Below are 20,131 nucleotides of genomic sequence, written 5' to 3'. Positions count from 1 at the left end.
TCTATCTGCCCCCTGTTGAATAAAATAATAATTCTTCTTCGTTGGTTAGATTTGTTTCAACTTCCTTAACGGACTTTCCATCATATAAAACATACACTCGATCGGTAATTCCAATAATCTCCGAAAGTTCGGAAGAAGCATAAATAATCGCTTTGCCTCTGTTGGCTAACTCGTTAATTAACTCAAAGATATCCTTCTTTGCTCCCACATCGACACCTTTAGTGGGTTCATCAAAAATATACACATCAGCCTCAGCTACCAGCCATTTTCCAATTGCCACCTTCTGCTGGTTTCCTCCGGAGAGATTCTGAACTTTTGTTTCTTCTGAAGGTGTTTTAATACCTAGTCGGCGGACCAATTGCTTAGCAGTCTCTTTTTCCTTTTTACGATTTAAAAAGCTAAACACCTTTGTGAAATCCCCTAAATTCGCCGCCGTTAAATTGGTTTCAACAGATTCCAGTACAAGAATTCCTTCTTTTCTCCGTTCTTCTGGAACTAGAGCAATTCCTTTCTTGACTGCATCATAAGGGCTTTTTAATTTTAATATTCGCCCATTAAGAATGACTTCTCCTGCCGTTAGTTTTTCGGAACCAAATAACGCTTTGCACAATTCTGTTTTTCCAGCACCGACCAGCCCAGCAATTCCAATGATTTCTCCTGCTTTTACATGAATATGTAAATCCTTTATTTTTCCTTGATCAGATAAACCATTCACTTCCAGGACCGTATTTCCAATTTGATTGTTCTTAACAGGGAACTGTTCTTCCAATTTTTTCCCCAACATGTACTCAACCACTTTGTCAGAAGTGGTATCCACAATCTTCTTTTTTGCAACAAATTCACCGTTCCTCATGACGGTCACTTCATCACAGATTTCAAAAATCTCTGGCAAGCGATGGGAAATAAAGATTACACCTACATCTTTTTCTTTTAAATCACGAACAATCCTAAATAATTCAGTCGTTTCGGTATGACTCAAGGGAGCAGTCGGCTCATCTAAGATGAGAAATTTACATTGATTTGAAACCGCCCTTGCGATTAAAATCATTTGTTTTTCAGCTAATGTTAACTCACTGACAAGCTTCTTCGTTGAAAGGGAAATATTCATATTTGCTAATATTTCCGCTGCTTTTTGATGGAGGTTCTTCCATTTCATCCATTGCTTTTTCCCCATGTTGTGGACGGTATCGAGCAGCAAAATATTTTCTGCAACCGTTAAATAAGGAATGAGTGCGGTATCTACCTCTTGATAAACAATTTGTATGCCTGCGTCCTGTGCATTTTTCGGTGAACGAATCTTCAGATTTTGCCCATCGAACCAGATTTCACCAGTATAGTGGTCATAAGCACCGGAGAGAACCTTCATTAGTGTTGATTTCCCTGCGCCATTTGCCCCAATCAAGGCCTGAATTTCGCCAGTTTTCATTGAAAAATCAACTTGATTCAGTGCTTTCACTCCCGGAAATTCTATCGAGATGTTCTTCATCTCCAATGTTGCACTCATTAAATTCCACCTCCGTAAGCAAACACTCTCTTAATCTATTGAAAAAGAGAGTGTCTAGTTGTAATCGACTATTATTTATAATGGTTCTTTAATGTCTTGATCCAATCCTCTTCAAATGCAGTCGATTGCCCCCAGCCTGGGATAATTTTTGCAAGGTTTACCATGTTAACTGGTTCTTTAGACTTTTGAAGAATATCTTGTGAAACAAGTGATGCTTCTAAATCAAAGGTCTGAGGTGTTTCTTCACCTGCCAGTTTCTTTGCAAGGATCCTCATATCAACAGCACCGATTAGTTTAGGATCGACCGCTGCTGTATTTGTCCATGCACTGCCTTTTCTTTGTATTTCTTGCAGATCCGCGTTGGAAACATCAATACCATAGATTTTCACTTCTTCACGGCCTGCTTCTTTCAGCGCACGCGCTGCACCAATAGCAAAAGCATCCCAGGTTGCAAAAATGGCATCCAGTTTTCCTTTTGGATATTTATTTAACATCGCTGCAACAGCATTCTGCGTTTGAACACTTGTATCTGCAGCTGCTACACCAAAGCGTTCCACTTCTTTAAGTCCAGGATTTTTTGAAAGCACATCTTGATAAACCTTATTACGTCTAACCATTGCAGGGAAACCGTCAACCCATAGATAGGCAATATTCGCTTTACCATTTGTATTCTTTACAAGTTGGTCGAGGGCCAATGTTGCTAACGCTTCATCATCCTGGGAAGTTAGTGTTACTCCTTTGACATTCGCTATATTCGGATTGGAATCAAATGTAACAACACTTTTTCCTTTTTCAACAATCTTTTTTACATCATTAACAGTCGCCTCATCATCACCATGAGAAATGATAAATCCATCATAATCTTGGTCTAACGATTGATTAATGGCATCATGGAACTTTGCCGTGTCACCATTTGCTGTAAACACGTCCACTTTAAAGCCAAGAGCTTCTCCCTCTTCTTTAGCACCAGCTAAGAATTGAGCAGTATGATCGTCTCCACCAATTTTACGAATAACCTTAATTTTCAGTTGGTCCCCATTCGTAAACTTTTCAGGTACACCTTCAAGGGTAACCTTTTTACCGCTAGCTTGTTTTGTTTCTTCCCCTGACGCACAGCCAGTCAGTAAAAGTGTGGCTGCCAATGCTGATACGAGCGTACTTTTAAAGATATTTCTTTTCATTATTAAAGCTCCCCCTTTATGATCCTCATCAATACTCCGCTACTCCTATTGGAAAAGTTGGTTTTTAAAAAAATAAAAAACCTCTCCAGAAAAAGAGAGGTTTCATCACAAATTAAAGGACTACTCCTCTCTTATCTTTCAAAACAAAAATTGTTTTGCAGGATTTAGCACCAATTCCAAATGGAACGGTTGCTGGGCGTCATCGGGCCAGTCCCTCTGCCACTCTTGATAAGAGAACGTATTATTCTGTTAAGTAATAAATTAGATTTTAGTCTCCTATTAACAAGTTGTCAATAGTGTTTTGAATATTTTTAATAAAGTTATTTTTCTCTATCTAACAAGGTCACTGAATATTAGCAATGATTTTTCCCAACTTAATTGATAGGATAATCCTTTATCATTATCAGAAATTTCGGTATGATAATATTTAGAAAACCGAAATATATTTCAGAAAGAAGTGTTATTTATAATGACTCAAGAGAAACGTGCAAAACGTAATTTAATCATCATGTGGTTTGCGAACTTCTTTGTTGCAGGTAGTATGACGATGGTTATGCCGTTTATCTCGTTGTACATTGAGACATTTGGAGACTTTTCGGAAAAATATGTCCAACATTGGTCAGGGATCACTTTCGCGATTACGTTTGTTTCCGCCTTCGCCTTCTCGCCGATTTGGGGTCGAATAGGTGATCGCTATGGACGAAAAAAAATTCTTATCATTTGCGGATTAGGAATGGGATTATCGATTTTTCTTATGGGGTATGTCCATTCTGTTTGGCAGCTGCTCCTCCTCCGTTTTTGCATGGGGTTCTTTTCGGGTTTTATTCCGATGTCGCAGGCTTTTATTTCTACGCAAACACCACAGGAGATTGCTGGACGAGTGCTTGGAACCTTACAAACAGGCAGTATTACAGGATCCTTATTAGGACCGATGCTGGGTGGAATACTTGCAGATTCACTTGGCTATTCTACTACCTTTAAATGGACGTCTATTTCCATTTTCATTTCTGCTCTGCTTGTCATTACCACAAAGGAATTTATGATGGAAGCTAAAAAAGGAACAAAAGCCCATTATTCAAGCAGAGAAGTGGCTAATCATATTATTCGCAATCCGGTTTTATTAACCGTATTGCTCATCTCTGCCCTTGTACAGGTCGCCCATTTTAGCATCCAGCCAATTTTATCATTATTCGTTAGCGACCTGCATGGACCGGCAAATGTTGCCTTTTATTCAGGAATTGCCTTTTCTGCTGCCGGACTTGGCAATTTATTAATGTCACGGAATTGGGGAAAGATTGCCGATAAGTATGGCTATATTAAAATCCTAATCATTCTTCTTTTTCTAGCAGGGATCGTCTACCTGCCAGGTGCTGCGGTTACTAATTTTTGGCAGCTTGTTATCATCCGAATTGCTCTTGGTGTCACGATTGGTGGAATTATTCCTGTTAGGGTTGCCTACATTCGACAGGAAGCTCCGCTTACCATGCAAGGCGAAGTTCTCGGCTACAATACGAGTTTAAGATTTCTAGGAAATATCATCGGACCAATGCTGGGTGGATTTATCTCTGGATACTTTGGATTCTCAGCAGTTTTTATCTGCACCAGTGCATTATTGATACTAAGTGGGATCATTCTGTTTGTTTCCATGCACCGCCATCCAAAACTAGTTAAACACACTATTTAATCCTATGACTATATGTACAAAAGGCCCTTATCCAGGGCCTTTTCATTTTAATTTCTTATAATTTTATTTTCTTGACTAATAAAGTCTACCTCTTGATAATAACTATTCTTCACTAAAATATTGGGACCAAGACATTTAACTGCCGGGCAATGACAACTTAAATCCTTGGCTATAGAGGATGCCTGCCATGCTTGATAAGCACTTAATAGGTTGGTAGTTTGGATATTGCCTAGTGGTGGTGTATCTCCAAAATCAGTCACAATAATATCACCGTTAAAAATATTTACATTCAATCGCGAACGGCCATCAGGATCATTTCTGACGGTAACATTTTTACTTTTATACAAACGTTGTAAAAGAGCTTGATCCTCTTGAATTTCGCTGCAAGCATAAAATGGAAGTGTCCCAAATAGCATCCAGACCCTCTCATCTCTTACATCCAGTAAGTGATGTATTGCTTCTCGAATTTCACTTAGTGATAAGGTTTCAAGATTACTGGCAAAGTCACTTGGGTACATAGGATGAATTTCATGACGCTGACAATGCATTTCATCGACGATCTGACGATGAATTTTCTCCAGATGCGGTAGAGTGCGCTTGTTTAGCATTGTTTCGGCAGAAACCATCACCCCTGCTTTTACCAATTCTCTGCTATTTTCTATCATTCTAATAAAATATTTTTCCCGTTGTTCGTATTCTGGCTTCCGTTCCATTCGGGCAAAACCACCCTCAACAAAATCGTCGATTGTCCCCCAGTTATGTGAAATATGTAAAACATCTAAATAAGGAACGATTAATTCATAACGATCCAGTTCAAGAGTCAAATTTGAATTAATTTGGGTTCGAATACCGCGCTCACGAGCATACTTTAAAATCGGTACAACATAATTCTTAACAGAGGATAAGGATAGCATCGGTTCTCCTCCGGTAATACTGAGGGAGCGTAAAGTTGGGATTTCATCTAACCTTTGAATTAATAGATCAAGAGGAAGCGCCTGCGGGTCTTTTGTCTGAAGTGTATAGCCTACTGCACAATGCTCACAGCGCATATTACAAAGGGTTGTGGTGGTAAATTCGATATTGGTAAGCTGAGGCTTACCATATTGCTCGATATCTAAATAGGCTTCCCATGGATCATATAAAGGGGTAATTTTTTTCAATGTCGACATAATATCTCCTTAAAATCAGTCTTCAAAAAACCTCTCTATTATAGCTGATTTCCGGATGTTTTGGCTATTTTCAACCATTACAAAAGTTTATGTATGAAAAAATATAATTATTCTAAGCTTGTTTGATGAAAAATTTCCCTATTAATACATAACTGCTCCCTATTCGATAAAGAATAAACGGATATTAATTAATCGGATTGGTGGGAATATCAATATGGAAATGCAGCCTTTAGGAGAAGCAGAGAAACTCGCCCTAAAAAAGATGAAAATCTTTCGGCAAAGCATACTTCGTTATATTTTACGTGCGATGCTTGCAAGTATGTTTATTGGTTTTGGTGTCATCGTAGCCTTTAAAACAGGGAACTTCTTCTATATAGTGGATAACCCACTCGCCTATCCGATGGCGGCACTTACCTTCGGGGCAGCAATTATTTTAATCGCCTATGGCGGTGGTGATTTGTTTACCGGAAATACCTTTTATTACACCTATGCCGCGCTTCGCAAGAAGATGATGTGGACAGATGTCTTTAAGCTATGGGTTTGCAGTTATGGAGGAAATATTCTTGGAGCTGCCGTGTTTGCTTTTATTATTTTTACGACAGGACTTTATGAAAGTTCAGAGGTTAACGGTTTTTTACTCCATGTTGTCGAGATAAAAATGCAGGTTCCAACGACAGAGTTATTTTTCCGGGCAATTCTCTGTAATTGGCTTGTCTGTATGGCCTTCTTTCTTCCAATGGGCTTGAAAGGGGATGGACCGAAGATGTTTACCATGATGCTGTTTGTCTTTTGTTTCTTTATCTCCGGCTATGAACACAGCATTGCTAATATGTGTACGTTTGCGATTGCCTTAGTTTTAAATCATCCTGGGTCCATTTCTTGGGGCGGTGTCATCCACAATTTAGTACCTGTCACGATTGGAAATATGATTGGCGGTGCTGTATTTATGGCCATGATGTACTATTATGCAAACAAGCCATTTTTAGATGAATACGACAAAGAACAGGGCAGCTAAGCATCAATATGCCCTGTTCTTTTAATATAAAGTGCGATATCGACAAATTCCCGGGGAAATATCAACAAGATCAGAGGGTAATCGACAACTATTATGAATATTCTAAAAATAAAAACAATTATAATCTTTCATCTCAAGTATTACTTCTAAAGCACATGTTAAGATTGATTTAAAAAAGGCATACATCAGGTGAAATTCACTGATGTGTGCCTTTTCTTATTTCTTTTTGCTAATAAAATAAACATAGGCTTTAATCATAAAATAGCTTACTTCCTCTGGAAGCAGGTCCTTGATCGGTTTTAACCGCTCCCGGCCGGCTTCCGCTAAGGCATTTTCCAAAAGCGGCATATATTCAGCAGGAATATACTTCGTAAAATCAACCTCTAAACCATGTTGTGCACTTTGAAGCAGGTGATTTTCTACCGTGCTTACCGCCAAATCCCGCTGTTCGGCAATTTCCTCAATTGATAAATTTTCCTGATGCAATTTTAATGTCTCCAAATGTGAATCAGTTACCCCTGTTTTCTTGGCAGGCTTCTTTGGGGCTTTCTCAACAGGTACCAACTCACTCTTATAGTCTGAATTGGTTTCGCAGAATGTCCTAATTGCTTGAATAAATTCTAGACCATATTTTTTTAACTTTAGTTCCCCCACGCCGCTCACCTGTAAAAATTCTTCCGTTGTCTTAGGCAGTTTGGCACACATATCTTTTAGGGAAGCATCCGAAAAAATCACAAACGGCGGAACTTTTTCTGAGTCAGCAATTTGCTTTCGTACTTCTCTTAATACTTCAAATAATGGGTCATCCTTGGCAACCTGCTTCACCTGTACAGTTTCACGTCGATGGACCTGCTGCTTACCTAAAAGGATATCCTTTCCTTTTGATGAGACAAACAGGGTTGGAAATTGCCCTTGTTCGATTGCTATTAACTCCTGTGATATCAAAAATTCAATGAAGTCACTGACATCCTTTGAGCTTCTATCCTTCATAATTCCATAGGTAGGGAGCCTGTCAAAGCCCATTTCGGTTACTTTTTTATTCTTCGATCCTGTTAACACTTGGGCCGTAATCGTTTTTCCGAACCGCTGCCCCATTCGAATCACGCAGGACATCACCATTTGTGCTTCTTTCGTTACATCGATGCTCGTCCTGGTATCTAGGCAATTGCCGCATCTGCCGCAAGGCTCTGTCTCCGTTTCGCCAAAGTACTTTAAAATAAATTCCTGCAGGCAGTTTTCTGTATGGCAATAATCAACCATTAGCTGGAGCTTTTCTAATTCCTGAGTCATTCGGCTTCGATCGCTGGACTGATCAATCAAAAAACGTTGTATTTGGACATCCTGTGAGGAATGGAGCAGAATACACTCACTCTTCAGACCATCCCTGCCGGCACGTCCAGCTTCCTGATAATAACTCTCCATATTTTTAGGCTGCTGGAAGTGAATTACATAGCGGATATTGGATTTATCTATCCCCATCCCAAACGCTGAGGTCGCAATCATTACCGTTGCATCATCTGCTAAAAATCGTTCCTGCTCCCGGTTCCGCTCCACATCACCCATCCCAGCATGATAGCGTGCAGCCTTTATATTAGCTTTAATAAGTCGTTCATAGAGTTGATCGACATTCTTGCGGGTTGCTGCATAGATAATGCCTGCTTCTTTATCATTCCTTTTTAGATAGTCTTTAATAAACTTGTCCCGGTCCTGACCCTTGATGACCGTAAAGGATAAATTTTCCCGCTCAAATCCAGTAATAATTGTATTCTCTTCATCAATTCCTAATAAATCGCAAATATCTTCCCGAACCTTTGGTGTTGCTGTAGCAGTAAGAGCTAATACCATGGGTCTTTGAGGAAGGCTATTAATTAACTCTTGAATATGACGGTAGCTTGGTCGAAAATCATGGCCCCATTGCGAGATACAGTGTGCCTCGTCCACAGCAACTAACGGAATGTCCATGCTGTATAAGTCTTCAAGGAAATCTTGTGATTCCAATCGTTCAGGTGCAAGATATAAAAGCTTGTATTTTCCTGAAACGGCTTCTTGCATGCGCTTATTAGCTTCTCCGTAACTTAACGAACTATTAATAAATGTAGCGGGAATACCGACTTGAATGAGGGCATCGACCTGGTCCTTCATTAATGAAATTAGTGGGGAAATAACAATCGTGGTACCCGGTAAGACAAGTGCAGGAATCTGATAACAGATGGATTTCCCACCACCCGTTGGCATGACAGTGATTGTATTTTTGCCGGTTAACACGGAGCGAATGGCCTGCTCTTGGCCGGTCCTAAAGGAGCTATATCCGAAGTGTGACTCTAGTAATGGCAATGCTTTTTCAAACAACATTTTTTCCTCCTTTCATTTTTTTCATCTTACTCTATTATACTGCTAGTCATTCGATTTTCAAAAAGCATTTATGCTATAAAAATAAGTAAATCTTTGCTAAATTTGCGACAAAAATAGGAAATTTATTTATAATCAAACTACTAAATAACTTTGTGAATCACTAGAATGGAGGAGACCATGGCCATTAAAGCTGTGATTTTTGATTTTGATGGAACAATTATTGATACGGAGACAATTTGGTTTCAGGTATTTGAGGAATTGTTAAAAGAGATATTCAATATTGATTTGCCGTTAGAGGAGTTTGCGAAAAGTATCGGAACGACAGATGAAGCTTTTTTTCAATACATTGAAGCACAGACAGGGATGAAGATTGATGAGAAGGAAATAAATCAATTAGCGAGGGAACGTTTTTTAGAAAAAAGGGGAATTTTAGAAGTGCGTGAAGGTGTTGTTGAAAAATTAGAGGAAGCAAAGGAGCTTGGTTACCGAATTGGTCTCGCCTCTAGTTCCTCGAGAGAATGGGTAGAAGGATTCCTAAGGCAGTTTAATCTTTGGGAATATTTCTCTGTTGTTAAAACCAGAGAGGACGTAGTTAAAGTTAAACCCGATCCTGCGCTATATCTAAAGGCTTTAGAGGAAATGCAAGTGGAGCCGCATGAGGCCCTGGCAATTGAAGATTCCCTTAATGGAGCCATGGCTGCAATCGAAGCTGGAATGAAATGTATCGTGATTCCGAATCAGGTTACATCATTTTTAACCTTCCACGAAAAAACGATTCGCTCCGAATCTTTTGGTGATTTTAGCTTTAAGCAAATTATTTAAACGTAAAAGCGCTACAATTGTTAACAAGAATAGACTGCCAATGTATCCTTGGCAGTCTATCTTTTTAAATCAAGATGTTATTTAAAATTTCTGCATTATGCTCGTTTTTTTGGGGTGGCGGGGCAATTGATTCCTGCTTTAGGTCACTGTGCATTTTTACCTGATAATCTCCCCAGGTTGAAGCAAAGACGAGCTCTTTTTCTCGAAAGTAGGGATTAGTGACCAATTCCCCAATTTCAAGTACGGGGGCCATACAACAATCAACCTTATGGGCAAATTCAATCCACTCATAGAAAGTTTTGCTTTTAAAAAGAGCCATGAGTTCCAGATAAACAGGGTTAGATTCAGTTGTTGTGGAATAATGGGCTTGAATCCATTCTTCACGACCATGAGCCTGGCAAAAATTTGCCCAAAACTTTGGTTCGAGCGCGCCAAAGCTCATAAACCTCCCGTCGCTTGTTTCATATAAAGCATAAGAAACAATGCTTCCGCTAAGTACATCAATGCCATTTCCTGCTCCGGTTTCTTGTTCAACCAGGACATGGTTCCCTAATAATGATACTAGCTGGTCGGTAATGGAAATAGAATGATAACTTCCGTTTCCTGTTAAGGTCCTCGAAACAAGCCCGGCTAAGATTCGCTCATTGGCCGCAAATCCGCCTATATAATCTCCCAAAGTAATCGAAGGATGGACAGGTTTGCCCGCTTTGGTTTTGAACTGGGCCAATACTCCACTTAACGCCATATAATTGAGGTCATGGTTACCAAGCTTACTTAACAGCCCTTTCTGTCCATAGCCAGATATCGAGCAGTAGACAATATCTGGCTTTACCTTTTGAACCGCCTCATATCCTAAACCAAGCTTTTCCATTACCCCTGGTCTAAAGCTTTCGAGGACGACATCTGCATGAGCAATTAATTTAAGTGCGGTATCGTATCCATCCTTCTCCTTTAAGTTAAGGATAATGCTTTTTTTCTGACGGTTGTTAGCAAGAAAAACCAGACCATTCCCTTGTTTGGAAAGTCCCATATGCCGGGCAGGGTCCCCTTCAGGCGGCTCAACTTTTATGATTTCCGCCCCCAATTCAGCAAGACGTAATGTGGCGAAAGGACCTGGCAAGTAGTTCGTAAAATCAATAACTTTAATACCTTTTAACATATTTAGGACCCTCTTTTACGAATTTGTAGTGCCTGGAGTAAAAAGCTCCTCCAATTGTTTTCTTAAAACAAATTTCATTATCTTACCACTGGCATTTCGCGGCAATGCCTCACAGAAGACATACTGTCGCGGACGTTTATAATTAGCGAGCTGGTCTGAGTTTTTGCAGAATTCATCCAGTTCCTGCTCCGTGACCTTTGGATCTTTTTTGACAACAAACGCCGTAACGGTCTCTCCCCAGCGGTCATTCGGCTGGCCAACTATTGCCACATCCAGGACACCATTGTGGGCATGTAAGACATCTTCCACTTCCCTTGGATAAATATTTTCACCGCCGCTAATGATCATGTCATCGACACGGTCATTGACATACAGATATCCCTCATCATCAAGATAACCGATATCTCCGGAATGGTACCAACCCTTATACAAGGCTTTTTCCGTCGCTTCTTCTCGGTTGAAATAACCTGCCATCATACATGGCCCTTGCACAATAATCTCACCGGTCTCACCGACTGGTACAATATCATCAGGATCTGATGGGCCATCTTCTCTCGTACGAACCACCCGAATGTCATGGCTAAGGGCTGCTTGACCAGCAGAACCTGCTTTCCTCAATTGATCCGTCTCTGATAAGAAGGTAATAGCTGGACCCATTTCAGTCATTCCATAGGCTTGAATCAGCTGGATTCCTAGTTTGTCATGGAGAGCATGAACAAGTGCTGGCGCCATTGGGGCCGCACCGTATAAACCAAGCTTTAAACTAGACAAGTCATACTTGCTAAGGTCCTCTTGAAGGAGCATATTCCACATTGTTGGCGCTGCAAAGAATTTTGAGATCTTTTCTTGTTCAATTAACTGGAGAATCGCTTTTGGATTGAATTGATGCAAAATGACATTACTTGCTCCTGCATGAATCCTTGGCAGAAAGGCGCAATGGAGTTCAGCACAATGGAACATCGGTGCTGTGACGAGACCTACATCTTCTGCTCTTAGTTTGCATGATGCAATACAGAATACACTTTGGTCGACCATATTGCGGTGGGTATGCATGACTCCTTTTGGCCTTCCCGTTGTCCCGCTGGTATAAATAAAGGCATAAAGATCGGTTTCTTTCACGTCCGCATGAATGTCTTCGGATGAAGAGGCGGCCAGCTTTTCCTGGTAACTTGACGCATACGCAGGCGTTTCTTCATCGATAAACCAAAAAGAGGTTTTCTCGAAACGACTCACAATCGCTGAGATGACAGGCTCTAAGGCCTTTTCAAAAAGAACGACCTTTGGAGCAGCATCTGATAGAATATAGGCAACTTCTTCTGACGTTAAGCGGAAATTAATTGGATTGAAGATAGCACCGATTTTTGCACAGGCAAAAAATGCAGTCCCTAATTCTTCGGTATTAAACATGAAGGTAGAGACACGGTCGCCTTTTTGCACCCCTTCTTTTAGGAGGGCATCTGCGAGTCGATTTACCTGCTCGCTCCATTCCTTATACGTATAGCGGACATTTTTTCTGACATCGTAAATGGCTTGTTTGTTCGGATATTTTTTCACCGTCAAATCAAAGATTTTACCAATCGTTGTCGTCATTGGAACGCCTCCGTTACCGAATTTATATTGGTCTATCGGCTATTTCTTCTGGTCAATCAGCGAATTTTCCTGGCCAATCAGCGAATTTCAATCGTCAATCAGCGAATTTCTCTGGCCAATCAGCGAATTTCTCCGGTCAATCAGCGAATTTCTCCGGTCAATCAGCGAATTTCTCCGGCCAATCAGCGAATTTCTCCGGTCAATCAGCGAATTTCACTGGCCAATCAGCGAATTTCTCTGGCCAATCAGCGAATTCCTCCGGCCAATCAGCGAATTTCTCCGGCCAATCAGCGAATTTTCATAATCTATCGGCGAATCTATATGCTCTTACGCCAAGCGCTCAATAATCGTAGCATTTGCCATCCCATGACCTTCACACATAGTTTGCAATCCGTAGCGCCCGCCAGTTCGCTCCAATTCATGCATCATGGTTACCATTAGACGAGCACCGCTGCCGCCGAGCGGATGACCGAGGGCAATCGCACCGCCATTTGGATTTAATTTCACAGGATCTGCCCCCGTTTCTTTCAGCCAAGCAAGTGTGACAGGGGCGAAAGCTTCATTAACTTCAAACACATCTATTTCATCGATGGATAAACCGGACTTTTCTAAAGCCTTTTGTGTAGCTGGAATCGGTCCTGTCAGCATCAATGTAGGATCTGAGCCGACCACCACGCGTGTATGAACACGGAATCGCGGTTTCAAACCAAGTTCTTCTGCTTTCTCACGAGACATGAGCAGTACCGCTGCTGCCCCGTCACTTATTTGGCTGGAGTTACCTGCATGAATCACTCCATCCTCTTTAAAGGAGGTACGGAGACCAGCCAATACCTCTAAAGATGTTCCTTTCCTCGGACCAGAATCATCCTTGATAACAGCGGTTGTTCCATCCGGAAGTTTTACCTCGATTGGGAAAATCTCTCTCGAAAAATACCCCTCTTCTTGCGCCTTAAGTGCCTTTTGATGGCTTTCAAGTGAAAATTGATCAAGTACCTCACGGGTAAAACCATATTTTTCTGCAATTCGCTCGGCTGATAAGCCCTGATGGATCATTTCATACTTCGACCTTAAATTAGGGCTAAAAGGTTCCTCAGCCCCTTTGTAGTTGGATCCCATCGGAACACGCGACATGCTTTCCACACCGCCAGCTATCACCACGTCCATGTCACCGGCCAAGATTGCTTGTGCAGCAAAATGGACCGCTTGTTGGCTTGAACCGCATTGACGGTCTATGGTTGTCCCCGGGACTTCAATTGGGAAACCCGCGATGAGCGCAGCCACTCTAGCAATATCGCCTGCTTGCTCACCCGCTTGGGTTACGCACCCCCAAATTACATCGTCCACAAGCGCCGGATCGATCCCCGCTCGATTGACTAGTTCCTTTAAAGTCAACGCTGATAAATCATCCGGACGGATATCTTTTAGCACCCCATTTCTTCTTCCGACTGGTGTACGTACACCTTCCACAATTACTACTTCACGCATCTTAATCTCCCTCTCTATAATCCTAGATTTTTCGCAATGATTGTTTTCATTATTTCGTTGGTACCGGCGTAAATGGAGGAAACAGGAATATCACGGAATCTTCTCGCAATCTCGTATTCTTCCATATAACCATAGCCACCATGGAGTTGCATACATTCTGCAGCAACCGTTTTAGCAATGTCGGTTAGTTTCCATTTAGCCATTGAAACCTTCGTTACTATGTTTTTCCCTTCAATATGTTCAGCATTTAATTGGTCCAAAAAGGCTCTTCCCATTTCAATTTCTGTAGCCATTTCTACAATCTTAAACTGGGTATTTTGGAACTGGCTGACTGGTCTTCCGAACGCTTCTCTGCTTTTTACATAGTCGATCGTCATTTTCAGCATCACTTCCGAAGCAGTTTGCGCCCCAATTGCAACAAGCAGACGTTCCTGTTGGAGTTTTTCCATTAAATAAAGAAAGCCTTTGCCTTCCTCTCCGAGCAGGTTCTCCTTCGGGACACGACACTCTTCGAAGATCAATTCCGCTGTATCTTGGGAATGGAGACCGACTTTGTTCAACTTTCTCCCCCGTGAAAATCCAGGTGCCCCTCTCTCAATGACGAGGAGGCTGACTCCTTTATGCTTTGGCACAGCATTTAAGTCCGTTTTAACGGCGACAACAATGAGGTCGGATTGAATTCCATTGGTAATGAACGTCTTTTGGCCATTAACAATATAATGGTCACCATCAAGTTTTGCCGTTGTTTTAATGTTTGCGAGGTCAGAGCCTGTACCTGGTTCCGTCATCGCAATCGCGGTAATGATTTCACCTGTCACACATTTTGGCAGCCAGCGCTGCTTTTGTTCTTCTGTCCCATAGGCAGTGATGTAAGGAACGACAATATCATTATGAAGGCCAATTCCAACTAACCCTGAGCCGACTCGTTCCAGCTCTTCATTAATGACCACCGCGAATCCCCAGTCGACCTCACTGCCTCCATACTTCTCATCGATATCAGGGCAAAGAAATCCCTGCTCGCCCATCTTCTTCCAGAAGGAGCGCGGAATCATCCGGTCCTCTTCCCACTTCTCATAAAAGGGATATGCTTCTTTGTCCAAAAACTTTCGCAAGGATTTGCGGAAAATTTCATGTTCTTCATTTAAGTAGGGGTGTTTCATTAAAAAACCTCTTTTCCTTAGGGTTAACGCTTACAATTTTAATGTTCAGTAAAGGCCTTATTACAAATTTGGCCGTTATTTTTACAAATCCAGTGTTTTTTTACATAAGTTTGGGCTTTTTATACAAATCTCAGATGTTTTTATTCAATTATTGGAAATATAATCCATAACTAATGGTTTTTCATTATGTTTATACCTCTCATCCTCTCACGCAGTTGATATTTAAGTACTTTCCCTGAAGCGTTCCGCGGTAGCTGCTCTTCTATAAAAATTCGCCGAGGAACCTTATAGCCTGCTAATTTTTGGCGGCAGAAACTCTTTAATTCCTGCTCATCAATTAATGTACCTTCCTTCGGTACAATGATTGCACAGACCGCTTCTCCCCAAACCTCATCAGGCAAACCTATAATGGCTGCGTCGAGGACATCTGGATGTTCAAATAGAACCGATTCCACTTCAACAGAGTATACATTTTCACCGCCGGAGATAATCATGTCTTTTTTACGATCCACTAACGTGATATACCCTTCTTCATCAATTGTTGCTAAGTCACCTGTATAGAGCCAGCCATTTTTCAAGGTACTCTTCGTTTCTTCCGGTTTTCTATAATATTCCTTCATCACCATGTCGCTGCGAACAATAAATTCACCAATGGCCCCAGGTAATACATCCTTACCCTCTTCATTGACAACCCTTGTTTCTGTTAAGAAAATGGGTTTCCCGCCTTTGCCAAGATGGTGTTTGTGACCTTCCGGGTCAAGGAGAATTCCGCCTGGACCAGCTTCTGTCAAGCCGCAAAGGTTATAAAATTGATCGGTTTTAAAGAGTTGAATGGTTTTTTTGACCAGTTCTGGTGCCATGGGCGCGGCCCCGTAGCCGACTCTCTGTATAGAAGATAAATCATAATCTGCTGCATTAGGAACCTGGAGAAGAAAATTATACATAGCTGGAACGGCAAAAAGGTGGGTGATTTTGTGTTCTTGAATCGCTTGGAGTGTTTTTACTGGGTGAAAATCGCGATGGATAATATGCGTGGCACCAAGTGCTACACCTGAGATAAGAAACAGGTTTAATTGGGCCGAGTGAAACAGCGGTGCGAGATGGAGAATGCGTTCATGCTGCCGGATCCCCATGTTAATAACGACAGCAATTCCTACTTTAAAAATTTGACTATGATCAAACAAGGCACCCTTCGGACGTCCTGTTGTCCCTGAAGTATACAGGATTTCTAAATCATCCTGCTCAGAAACCAGCACATCTGGTTCAGTCTTGTTCTCTGATAAAACTCCTTGATAAGAATAGTAACCCGTGGTTTCTGGTTCCTCGACTGTAATTACCAACCGGACATCCGTGCCTTGTTTAGCCGCGGCAATGATGGATTCGAACTCCTTATCACACACAACCAAAGACGTATCGGATTGGTCTAAAATGTAGTGAACCTCTGAAGCAGTGAGGCGGAAGTTAATCGGGACGGCAACTGCACCAATTTTTGCAACAGCAAAGAAGGTCAAGACAAAGTGATCCGAATTCTTCATCATCAATGCAAGCTTGTCACCTTTATTGACGCCCTGCATCAACAAACCGTTAGCAAGTCGGTTTACTTCCTCATTAAATCGGCGATATGTATAGCTTCGCCCCTCACATTCGATCGCTAGTAATTCAGGGAACTTGCGGGCAGTTTGTGCTAGTAAGCTTCCGATATTCATAATTGAATCCCCCTTTTAAAAAAAGACTACTCTAGTATTTATGCAATTTTTATGCCAATATACTAGAAATCATGTTGTAGTTCTACAGTCCTGAAAAAACGCAAGTTTCAATGACGAGATGTGTAACATCCAAACATAGTGGACAATATAGTGTCCATTTTCTGGACACCCTTCTCCTATGTAGGCAGTTTATATTTTTTGATTTTTTCATATAAACCTGATCGGCTGATTCCTAGTAATTTAGCGGCTTGAACCTTATTTCCTTGGACTTGGACGAGTGCCTTTTTAATCGCTTCTAGTTCAGCATTTTCAACTAATGATATATTTGGAGAAGCCTCGATCTTAGAAACCTGCTTTACTAAATAATCGGGGAGATCCTCAAGCATGATTTTCCCATTTTCTGCAAAGGTCATACCCCGTTCCATCACATTCCGCAGTTCGCGAACATTTCCAGGCCAAGAATAACTTAGCATCGCTTCTCTTGCCCTGTAATCCATTCCCGTAATGCTGGTTCCTAATATTTGATTCAATTCAATCATAAACCGCTCAATTAAATGATCTGTATCATACAGTCGATCGCGAAGCGGTGGGACGTACAATGAAATGACATTAAGACGATAATATAAATCCTCTCGAAACAGGCCCTCTTTGACCATTTCTTCCAAGTTCCGATTGGTGGCTGCAATGATTCGGACATCTACTTGAATTCTTACCGTTCCACCAACCCGATAGAATTCTCGCTCTTGAAGCACACGGAGCAGTTTGGCCTGTAATGAGAGGGACATATCCCCAATTTCATCGAGGAAAAGGGTTCCGCCATTAGCCAAATCAAACTTTCCAAGTTTGCCTTTTTGCCTTGCACCCGTAAATGCACCTTCGTCATAACCAAAAAACTCAGATTCTAACAAATCCTCTGGAATCGCCGCACAATTTACGACAATAAACTTCCCTGTACTTCTTGCACTACTATTATGAATTGCCTGGGCAAACAACTCTTTACCCGTGCCGCTTTCTCCGCGAATAAGAATGGTGGACCGGCCCTTGGCTGCTTTGGCTGCACTTTTCTTCAGTTTTTCCATGTAGGAATCAACTGTTAATAGGTGCTCCCAAGTAAATCTAGCAGACTCCGACTTTTGAAATTGCTGATGATAAAAGCTCGCCTTATTCTCGGCTTTCTGCAGCTTTTTAAATAATTCACTGACCTCGTTTAATTGTCTGAACACTATTTTTCCAATCGCTCCGATGACTTTCCCATCCTCTAAGATTGGAATTCGGTGGACCATATATTTAATGCCATTAATCTCTAGAAAACCACTGACCTCGGCTGTTTCTGTCTGATAGACATTGTCGAGATGAAGTGCCGGCAATACTTTGGCAACTGGTTTGTAGAGAACGGATTCAAGTTTAAGATTAAATAATTCGAGTAGAGGAGGGCTGACCATCTGGATGTTCTTCTTTTCATCCGTCATGACAATTCCGTCGTAAGCATGATCTAAAGCAGTTTCTAAGGTCCTTTTTAAGGTTTTTACTTTATTTAATTCTTGTGAGGTTTTCAGCAGGGACATGACCATATCTGTTTTCGTGAGGATTCCTACCACATGGTTTTGATGATTGATAACTACACCGGTACCTACCTGGCTTTTTTTTACAATTTTTTCGATACTCTCATAGGGGGTGTCAATTGGAAGAGTTTCAACTTGTTCTTTTATATAAGTTTTGATAGGGGTGGATAGCGGCTCCTCTTCCAGGACCATTTGACATAACCCGCTTCGCGTAAAAACGCCCGCTAGTTTTCCATTTGTGTCTATGACTGGCAGCAAGTTCCACTTCTTGTTATTCATTAAACGGACAGCCTCAGATAGTGTTGTATCCTCAGTAACTATGCAGTCGACTGGCGTAATCAACTCGTTAAATTGGACCATGTTGTCCCCCTTTCTTCATATTTTTATTGTAACAAAAGCTAGGCATATTTTTGAATATTTTAATAATATCTATTTTTCATGGGAACTTTTAGCCTCATTAGTCGTAATTAAAAAAGAGGAATTTATTCGAGGAGTGAGATTATGAGCCAAAAAGGCTGTATTAAATGTGGCAGCAGAGATACAGGAACAAAAGATGTAGCCATGACAGGGACAGGTCTATCAAAGATGTTTGATCTTCAACACAATACGTTTACGGTTGTCTTCTGCAAGAACTGTGGATACTCAGAGTTTTATAATAAAAAAACATCCACTGCTTCAAATATCATCGACCTATTCTTTGGAGGGTGATGGATTAAGGGGGATTCCTATTGGAATTCCCCCTTGTTTCCAAAGTTTATTTCGGCTGCATTCTAATCGCCCCATCCAGCCGGATTGTTTCTCCATTTAACATCGGATTTTCGATGATACTTTGAACGAGTTGCGCGTATTCATTTGGATATCCGAGCCTTGATGGAAATGGAACCATTTTTCCGAGCGAATCTTTTGCCTCTTGCGGGAGTGTATCAAACATCGGTGTGTGGAATAGTCCAGGTGCAATCGTCATGACGCGAATCCCGTAGCGGGCCAGCTCTCTTGCGATTGGCAGGGTCATTCCAACAATTCCCCCTTTAGAAGCACTGTAAGCAGCCTGGCCAATTTGCCCGTCAAAGGCGGCAACTGAAGCAGTATTAATAATCACACCTCTTTCACCTTGTTCATTCACTTCATTGCCTGTCATTACTGCCGCAGCAATCCGAATCACATTGAACGAACCAATTAAATTTACATGAATGACTTTTGAAAAAAGTGAAAGATTATGTGCACCATTTCTGCCAATCACCTTCTCGGCAATACCAATTCCTGCACAGTTCACAACAGTATTTATACTGCCCATATAATCCGCTGCTTGATGAACCCCCTCTTGAATGTCCTCTTCTTTCGTGACATCAGCCTTTATAAAAAATACGGCTTCCCCTAATTCTGTTTGGAGCTGCAAACCTTTTTCTTCAGATTGATCAAAAATAACTGCCCTTCCACCATTTTGAATAATCTTTCGAACTGTCGCTTCTCCTAGCCCTGAAGCGCCTCCTGTTACAACTGCCCGACAAGTATTTATTTGCATCTTTTAACCTCCTAAACAAGAATGATACTTTATTATCTTGCAAGTATAGTGCCAAAAAGGTCTCTAGATACATGCACAGAAGTTAAACCCAAAAGTGTTTATTGTTTGGACAGAAAAGCCAGCAGAGTGTTCAAATCCTGTACATGTTACTACTATTTATAGAAAGAATCCTCTGAATCTCATTTCATAGGTCTATTTGCATATTTTGTAGAATGATATA

16 protein-coding genes and 1 riboswitch are annotated in these 20,131 nt (G+C 41.2%); of the genes, 5 read left to right on the top strand and 11 right to left on the bottom strand.

Annotated elements, in window-relative coordinates; genetic code table 11:
- Position 1: 1 nt before the first annotated feature.
- Complete coding sequence (locus QNH17_RS04830; protein WP_283877664.1) at positions 2 to 1,504, bottom strand: sugar ABC transporter ATP-binding protein; 1,503 nt, start codon at positions 1,502 to 1,504, stop codon at positions 2 to 4.
- A 71-nt stretch (positions 1,505 to 1,575) separates the two neighbouring features.
- Positions 1,576 to 2,685, bottom strand: a complete 1,110-nt coding sequence (locus tag QNH17_RS04825; RefSeq protein ID WP_283877663.1) for a sugar ABC transporter substrate-binding protein — start codon at positions 2,683 to 2,685, stop codon at positions 1,576 to 1,578.
- 128 nt (positions 2,686 to 2,813) lie between these two features.
- Positions 2,814 to 2,920, bottom strand: a riboswitch (SAM riboswitch).
- 234 nt (positions 2,921 to 3,154) lie between these two features.
- On the opposite strand from QNH17_RS04825, the gene QNH17_RS04820 reads away from it, so the two are divergent.
- On the top strand, positions 3,155 to 4,369 hold the full coding sequence (locus tag QNH17_RS04820; RefSeq protein ID WP_098575759.1) for an MFS transporter: 1,215 nt from the start codon (positions 3,155 to 3,157) through the stop codon (positions 4,367 to 4,369).
- Between the two features lie 47 nt (positions 4,370 to 4,416).
- On the opposite strand, the gene yfkAB is transcribed toward QNH17_RS04820, so the two are convergent.
- Positions 4,417 to 5,538, bottom strand: a complete 1,122-nt coding sequence (gene yfkAB / locus QNH17_RS04815) for a radical SAM/CxCxxxxC motif protein YfkAB (RefSeq protein ID WP_283877662.1) — start codon at positions 5,536 to 5,538, stop codon at positions 4,417 to 4,419.
- 214 nt (positions 5,539 to 5,752) lie between these two features.
- Between yfkAB and QNH17_RS04810 the strand changes: the two genes are divergently transcribed.
- Positions 5,753 to 6,553: a formate/nitrite transporter family protein gene (locus QNH17_RS04810; RefSeq protein WP_283877661.1), complete on the top strand. Its 801-nt coding sequence runs from the start codon at positions 5,753 to 5,755 to the stop codon at positions 6,551 to 6,553.
- A gap of 216 nt (positions 6,554 to 6,769) precedes the next feature.
- Here QNH17_RS04810 and recQ read toward each other — a convergent pair whose 3' ends face one another.
- On the bottom strand, positions 6,770 to 8,902 hold the full coding sequence (gene recQ / locus QNH17_RS04805) for a DNA helicase RecQ (protein ID WP_283879432.1): 2,133 nt from the start codon (positions 8,900 to 8,902) through the stop codon (positions 6,770 to 6,772).
- 180 nt (positions 8,903 to 9,082) lie between these two features.
- On the opposite strand from recQ, the gene QNH17_RS04800 reads away from it, so the two are divergent.
- Positions 9,083 to 9,727 (top strand): HAD family hydrolase, encoded by a 645-nt coding sequence (locus QNH17_RS04800; protein ID WP_283877660.1) that lies wholly within the window; start codon positions 9,083 to 9,085, stop codon positions 9,725 to 9,727.
- Positions 9,728 to 9,791: 64 nt separating this feature from the next.
- On the opposite strand, the gene QNH17_RS04795 is transcribed toward QNH17_RS04800, so the two are convergent.
- Together QNH17_RS04795 and QNH17_RS04790 are read right to left on the bottom strand one after the other, a co-directional pair.
- Positions 9,792 to 10,886: a CaiB/BaiF CoA transferase family protein gene (locus QNH17_RS04795; protein WP_283877659.1), complete on the bottom strand. Its 1,095-nt coding sequence runs from the start codon at positions 10,884 to 10,886 to the stop codon at positions 9,792 to 9,794.
- 15 nt (positions 10,887 to 10,901) lie between these two features.
- Positions 10,902 to 12,476 carry a fatty acid--CoA ligase gene (locus QNH17_RS04790; protein WP_283877658.1) on the bottom strand — a complete coding sequence of 525 codons (1,575 nt, stop codon included), beginning with the start codon at positions 12,474 to 12,476 and terminating at the stop codon, positions 10,902 to 10,904.
- On the opposite strand from QNH17_RS04790, the gene QNH17_RS04785 reads away from it, so the two are divergent.
- The gene (locus tag QNH17_RS04785; RefSeq protein ID WP_283877657.1) at positions 12,467 to 12,823 is read left to right on the top strand and encodes a hypothetical protein; all 357 of its coding nucleotides are present in this window, start codon (positions 12,467 to 12,469) and stop codon (positions 12,821 to 12,823) included. The genes QNH17_RS04790 and QNH17_RS04785 overlap by 10 nt on opposite strands.
- Here QNH17_RS04785 and QNH17_RS04780 read toward each other — a convergent pair.
- The 4 genes from QNH17_RS04780 to QNH17_RS04765 form a co-directional block, all read right to left on the bottom strand.
- A complete protein-coding gene (locus tag QNH17_RS04780; RefSeq protein ID WP_283877656.1) occupies positions 12,804 to 13,961 on the bottom strand; it encodes a thiolase family protein in 1,158 nt (385 codons plus the stop codon). The genes QNH17_RS04785 and QNH17_RS04780 overlap by 20 nt on opposite strands.
- A 14-nt stretch (positions 13,962 to 13,975) precedes the next feature.
- Positions 13,976 to 15,121: an acyl-CoA dehydrogenase family protein gene (locus tag QNH17_RS04775; protein ID WP_283877655.1), complete on the bottom strand. Its 1,146-nt coding sequence runs from the start codon at positions 15,119 to 15,121 to the stop codon at positions 13,976 to 13,978.
- A 170-nt stretch (positions 15,122 to 15,291) separates the two neighbouring features.
- On the bottom strand, positions 15,292 to 16,827 hold the full coding sequence (locus QNH17_RS04770) for a class I adenylate-forming enzyme family protein (protein WP_283877654.1): 1,536 nt from the start codon (positions 16,825 to 16,827) through the stop codon (positions 15,292 to 15,294).
- A 176-nt stretch (positions 16,828 to 17,003) separates the two neighbouring features.
- Entirely contained in the window at positions 17,004 to 18,749 is a 1,746-nt protein-coding gene (locus tag QNH17_RS04765; RefSeq protein ID WP_283877653.1) for a sigma-54-dependent Fis family transcriptional regulator, read from the bottom strand.
- A 141-nt stretch (positions 18,750 to 18,890) separates the two neighbouring features.
- Between QNH17_RS04765 and QNH17_RS04760 the strand changes: the two genes are divergently transcribed.
- Entirely contained in the window at positions 18,891 to 19,097 is a 207-nt protein-coding gene (locus QNH17_RS04760) for a zinc ribbon domain-containing protein (RefSeq protein WP_144552693.1), read from the top strand.
- A 46-nt stretch (positions 19,098 to 19,143) separates the two neighbouring features.
- Here QNH17_RS04760 and QNH17_RS04755 read toward each other — a convergent pair whose 3' ends face one another.
- Positions 19,144 to 19,911 (bottom strand): 3-hydroxyacyl-CoA dehydrogenase, encoded by a 768-nt coding sequence (locus QNH17_RS04755; RefSeq protein WP_283877652.1) that lies wholly within the window; start codon positions 19,909 to 19,911, stop codon positions 19,144 to 19,146.
- Positions 19,912 to 20,131: the final 220 nt, after the last annotated feature.

Origin of the sequence: Neobacillus sp. SuZ13, assembly GCF_030123365.1 — a bacterium.
Classification (GTDB): Bacteria; Bacillota; Bacilli; order Bacillales; family Cytobacillaceae; genus Neobacillus.
The sequence above is the reverse complement of the archived record's forward strand: the minus strand, read 5'-3'. Positions and strand labels throughout refer to the sequence as shown.

Coding starts and splice junctions, on each gene's coding strand:
- QNH17_RS04830 (WP_283877664.1), bottom strand. CDS start 1,504: ATGAGTGCAACATTGGAGATGAAGAACATCTCGATAGAATTTCCGGGA.
- QNH17_RS04825 (WP_283877663.1), bottom strand. CDS start 2,685: ATGAAAAGAAATATCTTTAAAAGTACGCTCGTATCAGCATTGGCAGCC.
- QNH17_RS04820 (WP_098575759.1), top strand. CDS start 3,155: ATGACTCAAGAGAAACGTGCAAAACGTAATTTAATCATCATGTGGTTT.
- yfkAB (WP_283877662.1), bottom strand. CDS start 5,538: ATGTCGACATTGAAAAAAATTACCCCTTTATATGATCCATGGGAAGCC.
- QNH17_RS04810 (WP_283877661.1), top strand. CDS start 5,753: ATGGAAATGCAGCCTTTAGGAGAAGCAGAGAAACTCGCCCTAAAAAAG.
- QNH17_RS04800 (WP_283877660.1), top strand. CDS start 9,083: ATGGCCATTAAAGCTGTGATTTTTGATTTTGATGGAACAATTATTGAT.
- QNH17_RS04795 (WP_283877659.1), bottom strand. CDS start 10,886: ATGTTAAAAGGTATTAAAGTTATTGATTTTACGAACTACTTGCCAGGT.
- QNH17_RS04790 (WP_283877658.1), bottom strand. CDS start 12,476: ATGACGACAACGATTGGTAAAATCTTTGATTTGACGGTGAAAAAATAT.
- QNH17_RS04780 (WP_283877656.1), bottom strand. CDS start 13,961: ATGCGTGAAGTAGTAATTGTGGAAGGTGTACGTACACCAGTCGGAAGA.
- QNH17_RS04775 (WP_283877655.1), bottom strand. CDS start 15,121: ATGAAACACCCCTACTTAAATGAAGAACATGAAATTTTCCGCAAATCC.
- QNH17_RS04770 (WP_283877654.1), bottom strand. CDS start 16,827: ATGAATATCGGAAGCTTACTAGCACAAACTGCCCGCAAGTTCCCTGAA.
- QNH17_RS04765 (WP_283877653.1), bottom strand. CDS start 18,749: ATGGTCCAATTTAACGAGTTGATTACGCCAGTCGACTGCATAGTTACT.
- QNH17_RS04760 (WP_144552693.1), top strand. CDS start 18,891: ATGAGCCAAAAAGGCTGTATTAAATGTGGCAGCAGAGATACAGGAACA.
- QNH17_RS04755 (WP_283877652.1), bottom strand. CDS start 19,911: ATGCAAATAAATACTTGTCGGGCAGTTGTAACAGGAGGCGCTTCAGGG.